We start from the raw sequence: 21,134 nt of genomic DNA on the forward strand, positions 1-21,134 counted from the left end.
GCCAGGAGTCGCATCGACGTGCTGGCCACTATTATTCGCAGGCTGTTGCAGACGCTGATCGTGCTGCTGGTCATGTCGGCGTTGGTGTTCACCGGGATTTATCTGGTGGGCGATCCGATTTCGATGTTGGCCAGCCCCGAGGCGACCGATGCGCAGCGTGAAGCAATCCGCGTATCGCTGGGCTTGGACAAGCCGTTGTGGATGCAGTATCTGGTGTTCATCGGTCATGCTGTGCAGGGCAATTTTGGCAATAGCTTTTTGACGGGCGAGCCGGCGATGCGCCTGATCCTGGAGCGCATGCCGGCCACGCTCGAGCTGGCCTGTGTGGCCATGCTGATGTCTGTGCTGATCGGTGTGCCACTAGGCATCGTCGCGGGCTTGCGGCCCAAGGCGGTAGGTTCTCGCGCCATCATGACGGGCTCGGTGCTGGGATTTTCCCTGCCTAATTTCTGGGTCGGCTTGATGTTGATCATGCTCTTTGCCGTCACGCTGGGGTGGCTGCCGGCGAGCGGGCGCGGCGACACGGTGTCGGTGTTGGGCGTGCCGCTGAGCGTGTTGACGCTGGATGGATGGGCGAGCCTGATCTTGCCGGCGTCCACGATTGCATTGGCCAAATGCGCCATGATTGTGCGCGTCACACGGGCGGCCACGCGCGAGGCGCTGCCCATGGACTACATCAAGTTTGCGCGTGCCAAAGGGCTCGCGGAAAAGCGTGTGCTAGGCGTGCATTTGCTCAAGAACATCCTGATTCCGATCGTCACCGTTGCGGGGCTGGAGTTTGGGCAGGTCGTGGCGTTTGCTGTCGTGACAGAAACGGTATTTTCCTGGCCAGGCATGGGCAAGCTGCTGATTGATTCCATCATCAATCTGGATCGCCCTGTGGTGGTGGCCTATCTGATGTTGATTGTATTTTTCCTGGTTATCCTGAATCTGGTGGTGGACATTATCTATACCGTGCTGGATCCGCGCGTACGTCTGGAGCGTCGAACATGACGACGCCGGTTTCCCCTGTCGAGACAACGACAACATCTGCGCCCGTCGCGCGGGTGGAAACGCCGCTGCGCCGGTTTCTGGCGGACTTCTGTGCCAGTAAATTGGCGCTGTTCGGCGTCGTGCTGCTGCTGTTGACGGTAGGCGCAGCGATATTCGCGCCATGGATCGCACCGCAGAATCCCTTTGATATTGCCACGTTGGATATCCTCGATTCCAAATTGCCGCCCGGCAGCGTGAGTGGCGATGGCAGCATGACCTATTGGTTGGGTACCGACGGTCAGGCGCGGGATGTGTTCTCGGCGATTCTGTATGGCATGCGCACGAGCCTGATGGTCGGTTCGATTTCCGTGCTGGCGGCATTTGCGATCGGCGCTACGGTCGGCTTGATCGCTGCATACTTTGGCGGCCGCATCGATGCATTCTTGATGCGGGCTGTGGATATCCAGTTGTCGTTTCCGGCGATTCTGGTGGCCTTGATTTTGCTGGCTATCCTGGGCAAGGGTGTGGATAAGGTCATCATTGCGCTGGTGGTGGTGCAGTGGGCCTACTTTGCACGCGCAGCGCGCGGAGCCGCGCTGGTCGAACGCGGCAAGGAATATGTCGAGGCCGCCCGTTGCATGTCATTGGGTTGGGGGCGCGTGTTGTTTCGCCACGTGTTGCCCAACTGCATGCCGCCGCTCATTGTGATTGCGACGATCGATTTGGCGCATGCCATTGCCCTGGAAGCCACGCTGTCGTTTCTGGGCGTAGGCGTGCCGGTGACGGAACCCTCGCTGGGGATGTTGATTTCCAATGGCTTTGAATATCTGCTGTCGGGACTGTATTGGATTTCTTTCTTTCCCGGCATCGCCCTGGCCATTGCGATTATCGGCATCAATCTGGTGGGCGATCATCTGCGTGATGTATTGAATCCGCATAACGCGGCTTGAGCAGCGGACGACTATGAGCTCTCAAACGACCATTGACCATCGCGATAGTGCTCCCATAGCGGCCCCTGTGAGTGCTGCGAACCGTGACGGCAGGACGGTGTTGGAGGTGCGTGGACTGAAAACGCATTTCTTCACCCGCGCGGGAGTGGTCAAGGCCGTCGACGGTGTGGATCTGTCGGTGGGAGCGGGTGAGATTCTGGGATTGGTCGGGGAGTCCGGTTCGGGCAAGAGCATCACGGGTTTTTCCTTGTTGGGTCTGGTTGATGCGCCTGGCCGGGTCGTCGAAGGCGAGATCCGTTTCAACGGCGAAGACTTGCGTCAGGCATCGGCACAACGCTGGCGCGAGCTGCGCGGCAACGATATCGCGATGATCTTTCAAGATCCGATGATGACGCTGAATCCCGTATTGCGCGTAGATACGCAGATGATAGAAACGGTGCTGGCGCATCGGCGCGTCAGCCGCACGCAAGCACAGGCCCGTGCATTGGAGGTCTTGACCAAAGTCGGCATCCCCTCGCCTCAGGAACGATTGCGTGCCTATCCTCATCAATTGTCGGGCGGTATGCGGCAGCGGGTGGCGATCGCGATTGCGTTGTTGAATGAGCCTCGCCTGATTATCGCGGACGAGCCGACCACCGCACTGGATGTGACGATTCAAGGACAGATCCTGTATGAGATGCAGAAGCTGTGCCGCGAGACGGGGACAGGACTGATCTGGATTACTCACGATCTGGCCGTCGTGGCAGGATTGGCAGACCGTGTGGCGGTCATGTATGCGGGCCGTGTCGTAGAAACCGGAACGACCGAGGCCGTGATCAGCCATGCCCTGCACCCCTATACGCATGGCTTGATTGCGTCTATCCCCACACCGAACACGCGCGGCCAGCCCCTGGACCCGATACCTGGCATGACGCCCTCGTTATTGAATCTGCCGCAAGGCTGTGCCTTTCGCACGCGCTGTCATCGCGCGACCGATGCCTGTACGCAGGCGCCCGAGGCGGTGGAACATCGGCCCGGGCATTGGGCACGTTGCTGGCATGCAGGAGAACGCTAGTGCAGACTGTTGAACTCGTGCCACCGGATTCCAGCGTGTCTGTCGCCAATACCGTGCCTATTTTGTCGTTGCGGCAGGTCGAGCAGCACTTTGTCCAGCCGGTCGACCTGGCGGGCCGTATTGCGAACTTGTTTGGCGCAGGCCTGAAAACGCTGGTGGTACAGGCGGTCGCTGGGGTGGATCTGGATGTTTATCCAGGCGAGGTGATCGGCATCGTGGGCGAGTCCGGCTGCGGTAAGTCGACCTTGGGCCGGATGGTGGCGGGAATTTTGCGGCCGACAGGGGGACAGATCGATTACCAGGGAACCCCTGTGACGCAGATGTCGGCGGCGCAACGGCGTGCGTACGAATTAAGCGTGCAGATGATTTTTCAGGATCCGTACGCCTCGTTGAACCCCCGTATGCGGGTGGTCGACATCATCGGCGAGGCACCTGTGGCGCATGGCCTGATCCGCTCGGGAGAGAAGGCCAGCTATGTCGCGGGCCTGATGAGCCAGGTGGGGCTGGACCCGACTTATGCTCAGCGTTATCCACACCAGTTTTCCGGAGGACAGCGCCAGCGTATCGGCATTGCGCGGGCGTTGGCGTTAAAGCCGTCGGTGATCGTGTGTGACGAGGCCGTGGCGGCCCTGGATGTGTCGATTCAAGCCCAGGTGTTGAATCTGTTCGCCCAATTGCGCCACGAGCTGGATTTGACCTATCTGTTTATCAGCCATAATCTGAGTGTGGTGAGCCATATCTCGGATCGCGTGGCCATTATGTATCTGGGGCGTATCGTCGAGATTGCTTCGACCGACGCGGTGTTTTCCCGGGCGAATCACCCCTATACGCAGGCGTTGCTGAAAGAACTGCCGGATTTGCGGCCCGGCCGGCGCGATTACCGGCCGATCAAGGGCGAACTACCCTCGCCGCTGGCGCCTCCGGCTGGGTGCGCCTTTCATCCCCGGTGCCCGCATGCGATGCCGCGTTGCAGCACGGAGCGGCCGCTGTTGCGTGCGGTGGCGCCAGGTCACGCCAGCGCCTGCCATTTGAATGACGCGCCAGCGGGCCATTTGCCGTCGGGATGATGGCTGGCCTCCGGTCGCAGTATGCCCGCCGTGCTGAAAATTTGATATCGGATGCGGATTCCTACGGGATCTAACCCCTTTTATTTTGTTTACCTTCTGCCATGAAAACTCTAGACGAAATCGAACGTGCCCATGCTGACCTGACCGCTTTGCGACGTGATATCCATGCGCATCCGGAATTGGCTTTCCAGGAAACGCGGACCTCGGCACTGGTTGCCGAGCGCCTGCGCAGCTTTGGGATCGAGGTGCATACGGGCTTGGGCAAAACGGGTCTGGTGGGCGTGCTGAAATCAGGCAACAGCGGCAAGACATTGGGGTTGCGCGCCGATATGGACGCCTTGCCGATGCCGGAGCACAACCGCTTTGAGCATAAATCGACGATCGCAGGCCGCATGCATGGCTGTGGCCACGATGGGCATACGACGATGTTGCTGGGAGCGGCGGAGTATTTGTCCAAGCATCGTAATTTCGACGGCACGGTACATTTTATTTTTCAGCCGGCCGAAGAAGGCGGCAACGCCGGCGCGCGCGCCATGATGGAAGACGGTCTTTTTGACCGTTTTCCGTGTGACGCCGTGTTTGGTTTGCACAATATGCCGGGCATGCCGGTCAATCAGTTCGGTTTTCGCAGCGGACCGGCCATGGCGTCGAGCAACCGCTGGGATATCACGATCCGTGGGGTGGGCGGCCATGCCGCACAGCCGCATAACGCGGTAGATCCCATCATCATCGCGGCCGACATGGTGCACGCTTTGCAGACCTTGATTTCGCGCAGCAAGGATCCTTTGGAATCGGCGGTGCTGACGATCACGCAGATTCACGCCGGAGACGCGTATAACGTAATCCCCGGCGATGCCGTATTGCGGGGCACCGTGCGCACCTATACCGTGGATGTGCTCGACAAAATCGAAGACGGAATGCGCCGCATCGCGACGACGCTGCCCCAGGTATATGGCGCCACCGGCGAGCTGGATTTCGTGCGCGCATATCCGCCGCTGGTGAATTGGGAAAAAGAAACCAAGTTTGCCGCAGACCTCGCACGCGAGGTGTTTGGCGACGAGCAGGTCAACTGCGATATTCCGGCGTTCATGGGCGCCGAGGATTTTTCTTTTTATCTGGAAAAAGTCCCGGGCTGCTACCTGTTTCTAGGCAATGGCGATGGGGACCACCGGATCGCCAGCTATCACGGCATGGGTCCATGCCAGTTGCATAACCCCAACTACGACTTTAACGATGCATTGCTGCCGGTCGGTGCAACGTATTGGGTCAAGCTGGTCGAGAAATTTTTGGCAAAGGCATAAGTTAATAACTCCAAACCCATATGACAAAGTGATCTGATTAAACTCCGATAACGTCGTTTGGGTTTGAATAAGCCTTTTGCATAATGGATTGCTCTGAATACCGGAGCAATCCATGTCTACACGTAGCAACGCGGCACGCCTTGATGAAGTCGACGACGCTGCGCAGGCATTCGAGGTTCGGCCTCTGCCCGGCGGGATCGGCGCGGAGATCGTTGGCATTGATCTAGGCTGCACGCTGAACGCCAGCGACTTTGCGCGTGTGCATCGCGCCCATCTGGATCACCATCTGGTGGTGTTTCGCGATCAACGCATTACTCCCCAGCAGCACATCGATTTCAGCCGCCGTTTTGGCAAGCTGATGATTCATGTACTGCATCAGTTTCACTTGTCCGGGCATCCCGAGATCCTGATCGTCTCGAACATCGTCGAAGACGGCAAACCGGTGGGCTTGGGTGATGCCGGCAAATACTGGCATTCCGATATCTCGTACAAGCCGCTGCCCAGCCTGGGCTCGCTGCTGCATGCGCAAGAGTTGCCGTCCGAGGGCGGCGATACGCTCTTTGCCGATATGCACGTGGCCTACGACTCGCTGCCTGCGCACTTGCGCGACGCTATCGATGGCCGTCAAGCGGTGCATTCGTATCTGGCCAAGTACGGCCAGATGCAGAAAGAGGCAAATTGGCGACCGACGCTCAGCCCAGAGCAGCTCGCACAGGTCAAGGAAGTCGCGCATCCCGTAGTGCGTACGCATCCTGAAACGGGGCGCAAAGCGCTATTCGTCAGCGAAGGCTTCACTACCCGCATCGAGGGGCTGCCTGAGGACGAAAGCCAACAGATCCTGGCAGAACTCTTTGCCCACAGCGTCAAGCCCGAACATATTTATCGCCATCAGTGGCGCGAACATGATCTGGTGTTCTGGGATAACCGGTCGCTGATCCATTTGGCGGCAGGCACCCCGACGCATCTGCGCCGCAAACTCTACCGAACCACTATTGAAGGCGACACGCCGTTCTGACCATGGCCATGACTCATATTCTTAAACAACGTGTGGGCCGCGCCGTCGGTGCAGGCTTGCTTGCCGTCGCGATCGCGATCATGGCGCTCGTTTCGCCCACGCCTGCGGTGGCGGAAGAAGGCCGCCTGCGGATTGCCGAGCAGTATGGCGTGGTGTATTTGCTGTTGAATGTCGCACGTGATCAGCAACTGATTGAGAAGCACGGCAAGGCAGCCGGTGTAGACATCAAAGTCGATTGGGTCAAATTATCGGGCGGTGCGGCGGTCAACGATGCACTGCTCTCGGGCGGTGTGGATATTGCTGCAGCGGGCGTGGGTCCGTTGCTGACGATCTGGGATCGCACGCATGGCCGGCAGAACGTCAAGGGCGTGGCGTCGCTGGGTAATTTTCCGTATTACCTGGTGTCGAACAACCCGGCCGTAAAAACTATCGCAGACTTTACCGACAAGGACCGTATCGCGGTCCCCGCGGTGGGTGTGTCAGTGCAATCGCGAGTCTTGCAGCTGGCTTCGGCCAAGCAATGGGGTAATGACCAATACGCCAAGCTGGATGCGATCTCGGTCGCCGTGCCACATCCTGATGCGACGGCGGCCATCATCTCCGGCGGAACGGAGATCTCTGCCCATTTTGGCAATCCGCCTTTTCAAGACCAGGAGCTGGCTGAAAATCCGAAGGCGCATATCGTGCTGAACTCATACGACGTATTGGGCGGCCCGGCATCATCAACAGTGTTGTTCGCTACGGAAAAATTCCGCAACGACAGCCCCAAGACGTATCGTGCCTTTCTGCAAGCTTTGCAAGAGGCAGCGACGTACGTGACGGCTCACCCTCAAGAGGCGGCCGACACCTATATCCGTGTCACGGGTGCCAAGCTGGATCGCGATTTCCTGATCAAGGTCATTACCAATCCCGACGTGAAATTCACGCTGCAGCCGAACAATACGCTGGGCCTGGCAAAGTTCATGCATCAGATCGGTGCGATCAAGAATGCGCCTGTGAGCTGGCGTGATTATTTCTTCGAAGATCCCGCCATTGGCGAGGGAAGCTGAATGTCTACCGCCCACGCTCCGTTGCTGCAGGTTCGCGATCTGACGCTGGAATACAAGACGCCGCAGCGCCGCGTGCGCGCTACGCACGAAGTCAGTTTCGATGTGTATGACGGCGATCGCTACATTTTGCTGGGCGCATCGGGGTGTGGGAAATCGACATTGCTCAAGGCGATTGCTGGCTTTGTACCGCCTGCAGCCGGACAGATATTGCTGGATGGCAAGGCTGTCTCTGGTCCGGGACCTGATCGCATCGTTGTGTTCCAGGAGTTCGATCAATTACCTCCCTGGAAGACGGTGTTGCACAACGTCGCGTTTCCGTTGGTCGCCACGCGCAAACTGGGCCGCGCAGAGGCGCGCGAGCGCGCGTTGCATTACTTGGACAAGGTAGGTTTGACGGCGTTTGCCGATGCCTATCCGCATACGCTGTCGGGCGGGATGAAGCAGCGCGTGGCCATTGCCCGTGCGCTGGCCATGCAGCCGCGTGTTCTGTTGATGGATGAACCCTTTGCTGCGCTCGATGCGTTGACGCGCCGCAAGATGCAAGAAGAACTGCAGGGACTCTGGGAAGAAGCAAATTTCACGCTGTTGTTCGTGACGCACTCCATCGAAGAAGCGCTGGTGCTGGGCAATCGGATACTGCTGTTGTCACCGCATCCGGGGCGCGTGCGCGCGGAACTGAACGCCCATCAATTTGCGTTGCATAGCCAAGGTTCGGCGGCATTTCAAACAGCCACGAGGCGTATTCACGATTTGTTGTTTGATGTGCCCTCACCTCAGCATGCCGAGCATCAAGCGCAGCGGCGTGCCGCTTGATCCACGAGGTGGTGTCGGCGGGTTGTCGGTTGCGAGGCGTCGCATCCCAGCGCTGATGGGCCTCGCGCCTTTATTGGATAAAAGGAATCTGCCATGACGCTTCGTGCGGATGGCGCCGTGGTGCGCCCCGAAGTTGAATATGTCTTGCCTCCTCTGCCGGGTTTAACGGCAGAAACCCCCCTGTCCTGGTTTGAGCGGCTGCGACAACATGCGGCGTTTCGCAAGACGCTGATCTTATTGGTGTTGGCCTTGGTATGGGAGGCTGCTGCGCGCTATACCGACAATGATTTGCTGTTGCCAGGCGCGTGGCAGACGGCTCAGGCCTTTGCACAGGGCATGATCGATGGTGAGTTGCCGGCCCGTGCGTTTCAATCGCTGGCCGTGCTTTTAAAGGGCTATGTTGCAGGCATTGTGTTGGCATTCCTGCTGACCACGTTGGCCGTGTCGACGCGCGTTGGACGGGATATCTTGTCGACCCTGACGGCCATGTTTAATCCTTTGCCTGCGATTGCCTTGCTGCCTCTGGCCTTGTTGTGGTTTGGCCTGGGCGAAGGCAGCCTGGTGTTCGTGCTGATTCATTCCGTGCTGTGGGCGCTGGCATTGAATATTTATTCGGGATTTCAGGCGGTGCCAGAAACCTTGCGCATGGCCGGGCGCAATTATGGCCTGAAGGGACCGAGGTATGTCCTGGGTATTCTGATTCCTGCGGCGCTGCCTGCGATTCTGGCTGGATTGCGCATCGGTTGGGCCTTTGCCTGGCGCACGCTGATTGCGGCGGAACTGGTGTTTGGTGCTTCTAGCGGCAAAGGCGGACTGGGCTGGTACATATTCCAGAACCGCAATGAGCTCTATACCGATCGCGTGTTTGCGGGCTTGGCCGCGGTGGTACTGATAGGGCTGGCCGTGGAGAATCTCGTGTTCAATACGTTGGAACGCGTCACGGTACGGCGTTGGGGCATGCAACGCTAGATCAATCAGTTTGCGGACGCCCCAGGCATGCGATTTGCTGTGGGCAGTCATGATTGAGCACAATACTATCCCGGGAGTAAGCTGCCGTACCAACCCGGGAAAATTTCATGCAAGCACTACTGAAGCAGGAAAAACTGCTGCTGCTGGCTGTCGTCGCCGTGGTTATTGCCTACGCGGCAGGCGACCGCTTGACCGTTCACGGCGCTATCACTGCTGCCGTCGCGACGGCACTGTTGGTGATAGCCATCATTTGCGCATCGCAGCGGGTGGCCTTTCATGCCGAGCAACTGGCGCATCGACTCGGCGACCCATATGGGACGATGGTGCTGACGTTGTCGGCCGTGTTGGTCGAGGTGGTTGTACTGGGTATTGTGATGTCGCACGACACCTCGCCCACCTTGGTACGCGACACCATCTATGCGGCGGTCATGCTCGATATCAACGGCATTCTCGGCCTGGCGGCGCTGATGGGCGGCATCAAGCATGGCGAACAGTCATACAACGACGACTCGGGCCGCGTCTATACCGTGATGATACTCACGGCCATGGCGATTTCCATGATCGTGCCCGAGTTCGTTCCGCGCGATCGCTGGCATCTTTATTCCGGCTTTACGATTTTCATCATGATCATGCTGTATGCGGTGTTTCTGCGTATGCAGACGGGACCGCACAGTTATTTTTTCAGTTATGCCTATCCCGAAAAACGGCGTCGAGCAGCTACGCCGCCGTCTCGTGGCCCCGATACGTTATGGTCGGTGGGGTTGTTGGTGGTAGGTGTGGTGATCATCGGCGCCCTGTCGGAGGTCATGGCCCAGTCGCTGAATGTCTCGCTCGAACATGTCGATGTTCCGCCGGCGTTTCCTGCCCTCGTGGTCGCGCTGATCTCGGCCAGCCCGGAAATTCTGACTGCGTTGCGGGCGGCATTGGCCAATCGCATGCAGTCGGTCGTGAACATCGCCCTGGGGGCGTCGTTGTCGACGGTCATTCTTACCGTGCCGCTGATGGAAGCGCTGGCGCTCTATACCGGCCAACCCTTCGAGATGGCCATGACGCCGATCCAGACCATGATGGTGCTGGTTACGCTGGTGGTGACCGCCATCAATCTGAACGACGGCCAGACCAATGCCATCGAAGGCATGACGCATTTCGCTTTATTCGCTACGTTCTTGATGCTGTCCGCCTTGGGTTTGTAGCAGAAACCTTGGCGGGCTCCGGTTTTCCCTCACTGCAGAGGAGCATGCCATGAACCACAAAATCAATAAGGCGCGACAGCGTGATACCGCGGCCGATCGTTTAACGGGCAGCACCGCGGCTCGAGAGCATAGACATCAGCAGACCGGATCCTCTCAATCGAGGATGGCCCGCCTGTTCGATCATTTCGCCAGCGCCGTTGCCCGGGCCACGGGTTCTCCCCTGGCCTTTGGCTGCGCTGTATTGATCATTCTGTTGTGGGCGCTGGCTGGCCCGTGGACCGGGTTTTCCGAAGTGTGGCAATTGGTCGTCAATACGGGCACGACCATCATTACTTTTCTGATGGTCTTTTTGATCCAGCAGAATCAGAACAAGGATAGCCGTGCCTTACACGTCAAGCTGGATGAGTTGCTGATGGCGCTAAAGGGTGCCAGCGACCAATTGGTCGATATCGAGGACATGGAAGAAGACGAAATCAACGAGATTGCCGAACGGTATCGCCGGCTGGCCATGGCCGCGCGCAAGCTCAAGGATTCGAAATAATGCGGGCTCATGACAAAAGCCCCCGGTGCTGGGCAGCAACGCGGGGGCTTTCGCCTGGCGACGCCGGACGTTAGCGGCTGGCCGCCTCAGCGGCTTTGCGCTCGATACCGCGCGTAATAGTCCACTGCTGTGCGATCGACAGCGTGTTGTTGACGCACCAGTACAACACCAGGCCCGCCGGGAAGAAGAACATCATCCCGCCGAACACCAGAGGCATGATCATCATGACCTTGGCCTGGATGGGATCCGGCGGCGTGGGGTTCAGCCTGATCTGCAGGAACATCGTAGCCATCATCACTGCCGGCAGGATGAAGTACGGATCACGTACCGACAGGTCATGTACCCACATGATCCACGGCGCACCGCGCATTTCGACGCTGGCCAACAGCACCCAGTACAAGGCGATGAACACCGGGATCTGTACCACCATGGGCAGGCAGCCGCCCAAGGGGTTGATCTTTTCGGTGCGATACATCTCCATCATGGCCTGATTGAGTTTCTGGCGATCGTCGCCAAACTTTTCTTTCAGGGCCTGCAGACGGGGCGCGACTTGTTTCATCCGTGCCATCGAGCGGTAGCTGGCAGCGGCCAGCGGGAAGAACACCGCTTTGATGATGACGGTCAGCGCGACGATGGCCCAGCCCCAGTTGCCCAGCAGGCCGTGCAGCCAGGTCAACAGCGAGAACAGCGGCTTGGCGATGATGCTCAGCCAGCCATAGTCGACCACTGTGTCGAGTCCGGGCGCCAGCGCGGCCATGGCTTTTTGGTCCTGAGGACCGACCCACAGGTGCGAGTCGACCTGGGTCGTCGCGCCGGGCTGCACCGTACCGACGGCTTCGATGCTGCGGGCCGCGTACAGGTTGGGTTGGACCTGCAGCAGTTCGTTCGTACGGGCCTTGCCTTCCGGCGGAATCCAGGCGGTGGCAAAGTAATGCTGAACAATCGCCAGCCAGCCATTGTCGGCCTGCTTGATATAGGTGCCCTTTTGTTTGGCGATATCCGAGAAGGTGACTTTTTGGAATTTGTCTTGTTCGGAGTAGACCGCGACGCCAGTGAACGTGTGATAGAAACTGGAGGTATCGGCCGGATCATTGCCGTCGCGCTCGAGCTGCAGGTACAGCGAAGGCGCCAGCGCCTGGCCCGAGACGTTGTTCAGGGCATGCTGGACGTCAATGTCGTAGCGGCCGCGGTGCAGCGTATAGGTCTTGGTGACTTTCAGGCCACCGGATTCGGCCTCGAAGGAGACGTTCAGGGCATCGCCCGACAGCTCGCGCTCGGTGGAGGTCAGACGGAACGGTGTCTGGTGATTGGGGAAGCTTTCGCCATTGGGCGCGCCCACCAAGCCGGACTGCACGACGTAGGTCAGCTCGGGAGAGCGATCGAGCAGCACGGTGGGCTTGTTGGGTTGGCCCGCGGTCGGGTATTTCAGCAACTCGGCACGGACCAGCTGGGCGCCTGCCGTATCGAAAGTCAGACGCAGCACGTCCGTCGTAATGACGACCTGCTCCGCGCGGGCGGGAGCCTGTGCTGGCGTTGCGCCGGGAACCGTGCTGGGCGCAGCGGCAGCAGGCGCGTTGGGCACCGACGGTGTCGCAGCCTGTCCGTTGGCACCGGCTTGCGCGCCGTTGGTGGATGATTCTGCGCTGGAGGAAGCGGGAGGCGTCCCGAAAAGCGACGGTTTGCCGCTATGGACTTGCCAGTTGTTCCACAGAAGCAACAGCGAGAAGGAAAAAATCATCCACAGGATGGTTCGTCGGATATCCATGGTGCCTACGGTAGGTATGCGGGCCGGCCAAAATCGGAGCGGCAAACCCGCAAGTTTAGCGTCAATTGGGATCAGTGCGGCGATGATGCGCGCAGCATGAGGCCCCATCGGGGTGATGCGAAGGCGGTACCGGGTCGTGTCCGCCTGGTGACCAAGGGTGACAGCGGCCAATACGGCGCGCCGCTAACCATAGACCACGCCAGGCACCATGTTGTTCAATCGCCTGGATTGCATAAGCCGAACAGGTCGGCGTGAACCGGCATTGCCGCCCCAGCCAGGGGCTGAGAAAAAAGCGGTAAAACCGGATGGGCGCAATGAGCAGGGCTTTGAGCATGGCGTCATTCCCGTGGCTTGAGGCGAGCAAAGTGAGCGTCCACTTCGGCGCGAGCCAGCCGTTTTAGTGCCGTCAAGGACATGGGTGCCACCTTGCTGTGCAAACGCAACACGTAGTCCTGGGGGGGCAGCTGCAGCCGGCGATGCCGGAAGGCCTCGCGAATGACCCGCTTGAGCGCGTTGCGCGTCGACGCATGCGCGGCGAAGCGCTTGGCGATGACCATGCCCAGACGTGCCTGAGCCGCTTGACCCGTGGGCAAGCCACTGGGCGCGGCGGCACTGAGAATGAAGAAAGCCCCTCGGGCCAGCCGTCGGCCTTTCAGGCCGATAGCAAACTCAGAGGGGCGATGCAGCCGCGCCTCTGGAGGAAGCGTGGCGCGCGGCATGAACAACCAGCGGTCGATGCGAGAAACGCAACAGACCCGGTGCTGACCTTAGACGGCCAGACGCTTGCGGCCCTTGGCGCGGCGAGCGTTCAGCACGGCACGGCCGCCGCGGGTTTTCATGCGCACGCGAAAGCCGTGGGTACGCTTGCGGCGGGTAACTGAAGGTTGGTAGGTGCGTTTCATGGACGATCCACAAAAAGAACAAGAGTCAGAAGGGACCTGCCCGACGGGTTCCTGGCCAGTGCATTGTGCGTTGGCCTACATAGTGGCTAAGGGGCGCGGGGCCTCTCAGGCGTAGTAGTAAAAGAACCTTCTGACAGACAGAATTCGGAAAAGCCCATCATTTCAGCAAGTTTTCTCTGCTTTGTCAAACAGTTACGGCAAAGGAGCCGTGAAGGGACCAGAATAGCCTGTGGATAACCTGCCCCTAACCAAGGTAGAATCGAGGTTTGAATAAGAGCGACATGAAAGAATTCTGGCAGACCTGCGTCAGTCGTCTAGAGCAGGAACTCCCCCCTCAGCAAATCAGCGCCTGGATACGGCCGCTGGTACCGCTTGCGTACGACGAAACGCAGGCAGTGTTGCGCGTAGCCGCTCCCAACCGCTTCAAGCTGGATTGGGTGCGCAAGAACTTTTCTCACCAGATCGAGGCATTGGCCGCTGAATGGTTTCAGCGGCCGGTACAGGTGGCGTTCGAGTTGCCCGCCAATGGCGCTGCAGCCCGTATTCCGACGGCCCCACGGGCGCCGGTACCCAGCGCCGCACCGCCGGGTCCAGTCGCGGTCGGCGCCGCGCTTGCCGCGGCGGCGCCGCCAGCCCCAGCGGCTGTTGCGCCTGTTCCTGCAGCACCCGCAGTCAATGTGGCAGCGGCGATGCAGGCTGATGCCGCTGGCGTGGTGTACGAACGTTCGCGCCTGAACACCGATTTGACCTTTGAAAACTTTGTCACCGGCAAGGCCAACCAATTGGCCCGCGCGGCGGCATTGCAGGTGGCTGAAAATCCCGGCATTTCCTATAACCCGCTGTTTTTGTACGGTGGCGTGGGGCTGGGCAAGACTCACCTCATTCACTCCATTGGCAACGCCATGGTGGCGGCGGGCACGGGTGTGCGCGTGCGCTACGTCCATGCGGACCAATATGTGTCTGATGTGGTCAAGGCCTATCAGCGCAAGGCGTTTGACGACTTCAAGCGCTATTACCACTCGCTGGACCTGCTGCTGATCGACGATATTCAGTTTTTCTCGGGCAAAAGCCGCACGCAGGAAGAATTCTTTTATGCGTTCGAGGCGATGGTGGCGCAGCGCAAGCAGATCATCATCACCAGCGACACCTACCCTAAAGAACTCGCTGGTATCGACAGCCGTTTGATTTCGCGTTTTGATTCCGGCCTGACGGTGGCGATCGAGCCGCCCGAGCTGGAAATGCGCGTGGCCATTCTGCTGCGCAAGGCCGAATCCGAAGGCGTGCCGATGCCCGAAGAGGTCGCCTTCTTTATCGCCAAACACTTGCGCAGCAACGTGCGTGAGCTCGAAGGCGCCCTGCGCAAGGTCCTGGCCTACGCCCGTTTTCACGGGCGCGATGTGGTATCGGTCGATGTGTGCAAAGAAGCGCTTAAAGACCTGTTGTCCGTATCGAATGGCCAGATCACGGTGGAAAATATCCAGAAAACCGTGGCGGATTTCTACAAAATCAAGGTCGCCGACATGTATTCGAAACGGCGGCCGGCCAATATTGCTTTGCCCCGTCAGGTCGCGATGTACCTGGCCAAGGAGCTAACCCAAAAGAGCCTGCCCGAAATCGGCGATCTATTCGGCGGCCGCGATCACACGACCGTGCTGCACGCAGTACGCAAGATCTCTGATGCCCGCGCCAAGCAGGCAGAGCTGAACCATACCCTGCACGTGTTGGAACAAACTCTAAAAGGATGAACATGCAACTCGTACAAACCACGCGCGATGCATTGCTGAAACCGCTGTCGACAGTGGCGGGAATCGTCGAAAGACGCCATACCCTGCCCATCCTCGCGAACATCCTCATGCGCAAAGAGGGCAGCAAGGTTGCTTTCATTGCCACCGATCTTGAAGTGCAAATCACCACGCACGCGGATTTTGGTGTGGGCGAGGATAACGAGTCCACGACGGTGGCCGCGCGTAAGCTGCTGGACATCCTGAAGGCGCTGCCCGATACGGGCGAGGTAAAACTGGCATTGGCCAGCAACAAGCTGTCGGTGCAATCGGCAAAGAGCCGTTTTGCTTTGCAAACGCTGGCTGCCAGCGAGTTTCCTACCGTGGCTCAACCTGAGAAATGGGATGTGTCGCTGACGCTGCCGCAACGCACCTTGCGTCATTTGCTGAACATGGTGCACTTTGCCATGGCGCAGCAGGACATCCGCTATTACCTGAACGGCATGTTGCTGGTGTTTGAAGCCGGCTGCGTACGTGCTGTGGCGACCGATGGCCACCGTCTGGCGCATTGCGCGACCGAGGCCGAAGGCATTGCCCAACGTCACGAAGTCATCGTGCCGCGCAAGACTGTGCTGGAAATGCAGCGCTTGCTCGAGGACTCGGACGAGCCGGTATCCATCGACGTGGCGCCGGGCCAGATTCGTTTCCGTTTCGGCGAAGTCGAACTCGTGTCCAAGCTGGTCGAGGGCAAGTTCCCCGATTTCACGCGCGTGATCCCATCGAACTACACGCGCCAGTTCCTCATCAGCCGCGAGGCGCTGCAAGGCAGCTTGCAACGTGCCGCGATTTTGACGACGGACAAGTTCAAGGGCGTGCGCCTGCAGTTGGCGCAAAACCTGATGAAGATTTCTTCTTCCAACGCGGAACAAGAAGAAGCCCAGGAAGAACTCGATATCGATTACGGCCATGAGCCCTTGGATGTCGGTTTCAACGTCAGCTACTTGTTGGACGTGTTGTCCAACGTCAAGGCTGAAAACATTCAGTGGTCGGTGATGCCGGATGCCAATGCATCGGCGTTGCTCACCCTGCCCGATGACGACCAGTTCAAGTACGTCGTCATGCCCATGCGGATTTAATTTTTGCCCATGGGTTGATGCCGTGGGGGCGTGTAGCTCTACCGTCCGCCGCGCTCTGGCCGTGAGGCCGTTTTTTGAAGTGTTAGCGATATAAACATGTCAGATCAGCAGAACAGCAATCCCGAGAACACCGGCTATGGCGCCGATTCGATCAAGATGCTCAAAGGGCTGGAGGCCGTACGCAAACGCCCGGGCATGTACATCGGCGATACCTCCGACGGCACGGGCTTGCATCATATGGTGTTCGAGGTGGTGGACAACGCCATTGACGAAGCCTTGGCGGGTTATTGCGACGACATCGTGGTGACCATCCATACGGATAACTCGATTTCCGTCTCTGATAACGGTCGTGGCATTCCTACCGACGTCCATAAGGACGATGAGTTCGGCCGCAGCGCTGCCGAAATCGTCATGACCGAATTGCACGCGGGCGGTAAGTTCGACCAGAACTCGTACAAAGTGTCCGGCGGCCTGCACGGTGTGGGTGTGTCGTGCGTGAACGCCTTGTCCGAGTGGTTGCGATTGACGATTCGCCGCAATGGCGAAGTGCATCAGATGGAGTTTCGCCAAGGTGAGCGCGTCGCGCCCCTGGCGGTGACCGGTACGACCGACAAGCGTGGAACGGAAGTCCGTTTCCTGGCCGATCCGATCATCTTCAACAACATCGAATATCACTACGAGATCCTGTCCAAGCGCTTGCGCGAGTTGTCGTTCCTGAATAACGGGGTGAAGATCCGTTTGGTCGACCAGCGCCAGGGCAAAGAGGAAAACTTCGCGTTTTCCGGCGGGGTGCGTGGCTTTGTGGAATACATCAATCGTTCCAAGACGGTGTTGCATCCGAACGTATTCGCGGTGAGCGCCGAGTCCAGCGCCGGTGGCGTGCCGGTGACTGTCGAGGTCGCCATGCAATGGAACGATTCGTATAGCGAAACCGTGTTGTGCTTTACCAATAACATCCCCCAGCGCGATGGCGGTACCCATATGACGGGTCTGCGCGCGGCCATGACGCGCATCATCAACAAGTACATCGCCGACAACGAGCTGGCCAAGAAAGCCAAGGTCGACACCTCGGGCGATGATATGCGCGAAGGCCTGGCTTGCGTGTTGTCGGTCAAGGTGCCCGAGCCCAAGTTCAGCAGCCAGACCAAAGACAAGCTCGTGTCCAGCGAAGTCCGCCCTGCCGTCGAAGACGCGGTGGCGCGTACGCTGGAGAGCTGGTTGTTGGAAAACCCCAATGACGCAAAAGCCCTCTGCGCCAAGATCGTCGAGGCTGCACGTGCTCGCGAGGCTGCCCGCAAAGCGCGTGAAATGACGCGCCGCAAGAGTGTGCTTGAGGGCGCCGGCCTACCCGGCAAGCTCGCCGATTGCCAGGAAAAAGACCCCGCATTGTGCGAGCTGTACATCGTCGAGGGTGACTCGGCAGGCGGCTCGGCCAAGCAAGGCCGCGACCGTAAATTCCAGGCTATCCTGCCGCTGCGCGGCAAGGTGTTGAACGTGGAAAAAGCGCGCTTTGACCGCCTGATCGCCAGCGAACAGATCGCGACCTTGATCACGGCATTGGGCACCAGCATCGGGCCGGATTTCAATGCGGAAAAGCTGCGCTATCACCGTCTCATCATCATGACTGACGCGGACGTTGACGGTGCGCACATTCGTACGCTGTTGTTGACGCTCTTGTATCGTCAGATGCCCGAGCTGCTTGAGCGCGGTTATGTGTACATCGCGCAGCCGCCGCTCTACAAGGTCAAGGTCGGCCGCGAAGAGCGTTATCTGAAAGACGACCAGGAAGAAGCGCAATTCATGCTGCAGCTGGCGTTGAAAGACGCGCAGCTAACGCCCTCGCAAGACGCCGCGCCTATCACCGGAGAGGCCCTGGCTGAACTCGCACGTCAATACGTGTTGGCCGATGCGGTGATCGCGCGCTTGTCGCGCCTGTTCGATGTGGATGCCTTGTCGGCGATGGCCGAAGGCGTGGAAATCGATTTGTCCTCGGCTGATGCCGCTAACGCATCGGCACAACGTTTGACCGAAGCATTGCGTGGCGCCGTCGCAGGCAACGGTGTGGAAGTCGTCGCCGAGTTCGACGAAGCGCACGAGCAATACCGTCTGATGGTGCGTCGCATGCATCACGGTAATGTGCGGGTCAGCGTCATCGATGCGGACTTTGTGCAGGGCGCGGATTATGCAGTGCTGGCCAAGTCGGCCAAGACCTTCATGGGCTTGATCGGCGCGGGCGCACTGGTAGCGCGTGGCGAAGGCGACAAACGCAAAGAGCAATTCGTGTCGGATTTCCGCGAGGTCATGCAATGGCTGCGCAGCGAGGCCGAGCGCGGTATTTCGAAGCAGCGCTATAAAGGCCTGGGCGAGATGAACCCCGAGCAATTGTGGGAAACCACGATGGATCCCAAAGTCCGTCGTTTGCTGCGTGTGAAGATCGAAGACGCGATCGCGGCCGACGAGGTGTTTACGACCTTGATGGGCGACGATGTCGAACCGCGTCGTGCGTTCATTGAAACGCATGCGTTGTCGGCATCGAATATTGACGCTTGATGCTCTAGGGTCTTGTGGGGCGTCAGATTTGTCTCGGATGACCTAGATTTTTCGATGAGGGGCTGCTGAATGAGGCAGCCCTTTATTTCTTTAGAGGGCCTGCAGTACCGCGTCGGCCTGTGGGTATCCAGCACTTCGGCCTAAGCGCCTTGCTGGCGCATGTCTGTGATCTGGGTCGAGATGTGCAAGTGGATTAACGGGCTTCGCGGCATGACTTCCTCTCGGCTCATCCGGCCGACCGGACTCATCTAAAATCGATCTTTATGCCATATGCGCTCAATTTTACGAGCATATAGCCCCTACGGCATCTTTTGCTGTACAGTGCATCTTAAATCGAACTGTAAGGGGCTTATAGGTGATTTCCCGATCATGAAAATCTCTCAATCCTCTACGATTTCTCCCGAGCTGGCCGAGCAATCAAGGCATGTCGGACATCTATTGGCTCGGCTGCGCTTGGCTCGGCACATTAAGCAGGCGGATGCTGCGTTGCGCGCGGGTCTTTCCCGCAATACAGCCTATCGTCTGGAAAAAGGCGATCCAGGCCTAGCATTCGGACAGATTCTCCGGTACCTGGATGCAATCTCTCCCGGTGCTACCCTGGCCGACCTTTTGGCCGAGTCTGACCCGGCGCTCAAATCGCTTGCGTCCCGCGAGGCTACGCGTCGCGTTCGCGATCTACCTTCTTCTGAGCTGGCAAAGCTCGACTTCTAAGGACTATTTCAGATGGCCAAAGACCGGGAAGTCGTCGCCTTTGCCTATTTGGATGAAGGTTGGGCGCCATGTGGGCTGTTAACCATGACGGAGGAAGGTTCGACTCTGCTTGCCTCGCGCTTCTCCTATGGGACCAGGTATCTCGACAGACTAAATGCTGTGGAGGTAGACCCTGTGAGCTTGGGTTTGCACGGTGACTCAGTCAAAGGCAAAGTCCTGTTGCCCGTGAACGAGTTAACCAGCTTTGGCGGCATTAGAGATGCAGCGCCAGACTCTTGGGGACGGCGCGTTATAGAGGCCAAACTTAAGGTACCCGCAAACAGCTTGCGCGAGTCCGACTATCTCCTCCATGCCGGCAGCAACAGGGTGGGTGCCCTCGATGTACGACTGACGAGAGACTCGGAGCCCGCAGAGGGTTCGACTGGTGGTGTCCACGAGTTGGAGCATCTGCTGGACGCCGCAGAGCGAATTGACGAAGGTCTGCCAGTACCGGCCCATCTCGAGCAAATTTTCATTCAAGGTACAGCGTTGGGCGGCGCGAGGCCAAAAGCTACAGTGAGAGATGAATCGGGTCGTTTGATGTTGGCGAAGTTCGCTACGAGGAAAGACTCCTTTGACATTCCTGCTGTCGAGACCGCGACATTGCGGTTGGCTGGGGCGGCGGGCCTCCGCGTGCCGGCGGTACAGACGCAGATGCTGGGTGATCGACGAATTATGATGATCCGCAGATTCGACCGGTATTGGCTCGACAAGGGAGTCATGCCGGACGGCGAGACTGACCTCACTCTGGCGCCGAAGGCCGGTCGTTCCGAGCGTCGGATGGCATTCGTAAGCGGTCTGACGCTAGTCGGATGTGATGAGTCGGAGTCCAATGCAAAGGCATACTCGGACTTGGCTGCGGCAGTACGAAAATATTGTCACCCAACGGTGATCCGCCAGGACAGTGAGGAGTTATTCAAACGCATGGTGTTCAACGTTATGGTGAACAACGATGACGACCACCTGCGCAATCATGGGTTTATTTGGGATCCGACTCTGTCAGGATGGCGCCTTAGTCCTTTGTATGATGTACTGCCTAGACCGTCGCTTGCCACCGATAGATACCTGCATCTGGGAGTCGGGCCTGACGGTCGAATTTCAACGGTCGACAACGCCTTGGCGGGTGCTGGTCAGTTCTCCATCAACCCGGCTCGTGCGGGTCAATTGGTCGCGGAGGTGTGGGCCGTCGTTCGGGAATGGAAGGTGGCCTTCGACGAGTTTGGCGTGAGCTCGCAGGATATCGAGAAAGTCGCGCCAGCATTCCGGCACATTGATGACATAAGCAGTGTGGAAGCTCGTAAATTGATTGGATGATTCGATCCTTCTATGTAAGTCCAGAGGCAAATGCACCCCACAGACGAGAACGCTGTCGATGAAAATCTAGTG

The 21,134-nt window shown here is 58.7% G+C and carries 20 protein-coding genes; 16 read left to right on the top strand and 4 right to left on the bottom strand.

Annotated features, from left to right (window positions below; all coding sequences use genetic code 11):
• Positions 1 to 18: 18 nt before the first annotated feature.
• The 11 genes from ACYVI2_RS14985 (at position 19) to ACYVI2_RS15035 (ending at position 10,924) form a co-directional block, all read left to right on the top strand.
• On the top strand, positions 19 to 993 hold the full coding sequence (locus ACYVI2_RS14985) for an ABC transporter permease (RefSeq protein ID WP_415819893.1): 975 nt from the start codon (positions 19 to 21) through the stop codon (positions 991 to 993).
• Positions 990 to 1,922, top strand: a complete 933-nt coding sequence (locus ACYVI2_RS14990; RefSeq protein WP_415819894.1) for an ABC transporter permease — start codon at positions 990 to 992, stop codon at positions 1,920 to 1,922. The genes ACYVI2_RS14985 and ACYVI2_RS14990 overlap by 4 nt, the downstream gene beginning before the upstream one ends.
• 13 nt (positions 1,923 to 1,935) lie before the next feature.
• Complete coding sequence (locus ACYVI2_RS14995) at positions 1,936 to 2,976, top strand: ABC transporter ATP-binding protein (RefSeq protein ID WP_415819895.1); 1,041 nt, start codon at positions 1,936 to 1,938, stop codon at positions 2,974 to 2,976.
• Positions 2,976 to 4,043: an ABC transporter ATP-binding protein gene (locus tag ACYVI2_RS15000; RefSeq protein WP_415819896.1), complete on the top strand. Its 1,068-nt coding sequence runs from the start codon at positions 2,976 to 2,978 to the stop codon at positions 4,041 to 4,043. The genes ACYVI2_RS14995 and ACYVI2_RS15000 overlap by 1 nt, the downstream gene beginning before the upstream one ends.
• Positions 4,044 to 4,144: 101 nt before the next feature.
• On the top strand, positions 4,145 to 5,344 hold the full coding sequence (locus ACYVI2_RS15005) for a M20 aminoacylase family protein (protein WP_415819897.1): 1,200 nt from the start codon (positions 4,145 to 4,147) through the stop codon (positions 5,342 to 5,344).
• Between the two features lie 112 nt (positions 5,345 to 5,456).
• Complete coding sequence (locus tag ACYVI2_RS15010) at positions 5,457 to 6,359, top strand: TauD/TfdA dioxygenase family protein (RefSeq protein ID WP_415819898.1); 903 nt, start codon at positions 5,457 to 5,459, stop codon at positions 6,357 to 6,359.
• A gap of 2 nt (positions 6,360 to 6,361) precedes the next feature.
• Positions 6,362 to 7,408, top strand: coding sequence for an ABC transporter substrate-binding protein (locus ACYVI2_RS15015; RefSeq protein WP_415819899.1), 1,047 nt, complete (start codon positions 6,362 to 6,364; stop codon positions 7,406 to 7,408).
• Complete coding sequence (locus ACYVI2_RS15020) at positions 7,409 to 8,221, top strand: ABC transporter ATP-binding protein (RefSeq protein WP_415819900.1); 813 nt, start codon at positions 7,409 to 7,411, stop codon at positions 8,219 to 8,221.
• A 93-nt stretch (positions 8,222 to 8,314) separates the two neighbouring features.
• Positions 8,315 to 9,190 (top strand): ABC transporter permease, encoded by an 876-nt coding sequence (locus ACYVI2_RS15025; RefSeq protein ID WP_415819901.1) that lies wholly within the window; start codon positions 8,315 to 8,317, stop codon positions 9,188 to 9,190.
• A gap of 107 nt (positions 9,191 to 9,297) precedes the next feature.
• Complete coding sequence (locus tag ACYVI2_RS15030; RefSeq protein WP_415819902.1) at positions 9,298 to 10,383, top strand: calcium:cation antiporter; 1,086 nt, start codon at positions 9,298 to 9,300, stop codon at positions 10,381 to 10,383.
• A 49-nt stretch (positions 10,384 to 10,432) separates the two neighbouring features.
• Positions 10,433 to 10,924, top strand: coding sequence for a low affinity iron permease family protein (locus ACYVI2_RS15035; RefSeq protein ID WP_415819903.1), 492 nt, complete (start codon positions 10,433 to 10,435; stop codon positions 10,922 to 10,924).
• 70 nt (positions 10,925 to 10,994) lie between these two features.
• Here the strand turns inward: ACYVI2_RS15035 and yidC are convergent, their stop codons facing one another.
• The 4 genes from yidC to rpmH all read right to left on the bottom strand — a co-directional run bounded on the left by yidC (position 10,995) and on the right by rpmH (position 13,591).
• The gene (gene yidC / locus ACYVI2_RS15040) at positions 10,995 to 12,689 is read right to left on the bottom strand and encodes a membrane protein insertase YidC (RefSeq protein WP_415819904.1); all 1,695 of its coding nucleotides are present in this window, start codon (positions 12,687 to 12,689) and stop codon (positions 10,995 to 10,997) included.
• Between the two features lie 61 nt (positions 12,690 to 12,750).
• On the bottom strand, positions 12,751 to 13,023 hold the full coding sequence (gene yidD / locus ACYVI2_RS15045; protein ID WP_415808211.1) for a membrane protein insertion efficiency factor YidD: 273 nt from the start codon (positions 13,021 to 13,023) through the stop codon (positions 12,751 to 12,753).
• A gap of 4 nt (positions 13,024 to 13,027) precedes the next feature.
• The gene (locus tag ACYVI2_RS15050) at positions 13,028 to 13,408 is read right to left on the bottom strand and encodes a ribonuclease P protein component (RefSeq protein WP_415819905.1); all 381 of its coding nucleotides are present in this window, start codon (positions 13,406 to 13,408) and stop codon (positions 13,028 to 13,030) included.
• Positions 13,409 to 13,456: 48 nt separating this feature from the next.
• The gene (rpmH, locus tag ACYVI2_RS15055) at positions 13,457 to 13,591 is read right to left on the bottom strand and encodes a 50S ribosomal protein L34 (RefSeq protein WP_003800771.1); all 135 of its coding nucleotides are present in this window, start codon (positions 13,589 to 13,591) and stop codon (positions 13,457 to 13,459) included.
• Positions 13,592 to 13,872: 281 nt separating this feature from the next.
• Between rpmH and dnaA the strand changes: the two genes are divergently transcribed.
• From dnaA to ACYVI2_RS15080, 5 genes are all read left to right on the top strand, one after another.
• The gene (gene dnaA, locus ACYVI2_RS15060) at positions 13,873 to 15,336 is read left to right on the top strand and encodes a chromosomal replication initiator protein DnaA (RefSeq protein ID WP_460490321.1); all 1,464 of its coding nucleotides are present in this window, start codon (positions 13,873 to 13,875) and stop codon (positions 15,334 to 15,336) included.
• A gap of 2 nt (positions 15,337 to 15,338) precedes the next feature.
• A complete protein-coding gene (gene dnaN, locus ACYVI2_RS15065) occupies positions 15,339 to 16,448 on the top strand; it encodes a DNA polymerase III subunit beta (protein WP_415819907.1) in 1,110 nt (369 codons plus the stop codon).
• 96 nt (positions 16,449 to 16,544) lie between these two features.
• The gene (gene gyrB, locus ACYVI2_RS15070) at positions 16,545 to 18,998 is read left to right on the top strand and encodes a DNA topoisomerase (ATP-hydrolyzing) subunit B (protein ID WP_415819908.1); all 2,454 of its coding nucleotides are present in this window, start codon (positions 16,545 to 16,547) and stop codon (positions 18,996 to 18,998) included.
• Positions 18,999 to 19,367: 369 nt separating this feature from the next.
• Positions 19,368 to 19,709, top strand: coding sequence for a helix-turn-helix domain-containing protein (locus tag ACYVI2_RS15075; protein WP_415819909.1), 342 nt, complete (start codon positions 19,368 to 19,370; stop codon positions 19,707 to 19,709).
• A 12-nt stretch (positions 19,710 to 19,721) separates the two neighbouring features.
• Entirely contained in the window at positions 19,722 to 21,062 is a 1,341-nt protein-coding gene (locus tag ACYVI2_RS15080; RefSeq protein WP_415819910.1) for a type II toxin-antitoxin system HipA family toxin, read from the top strand.
• Positions 21,063 to 21,134: the final 72 nt, after the last annotated feature.

Source organism: Bordetella tumbae, from assembly GCF_054780995.1.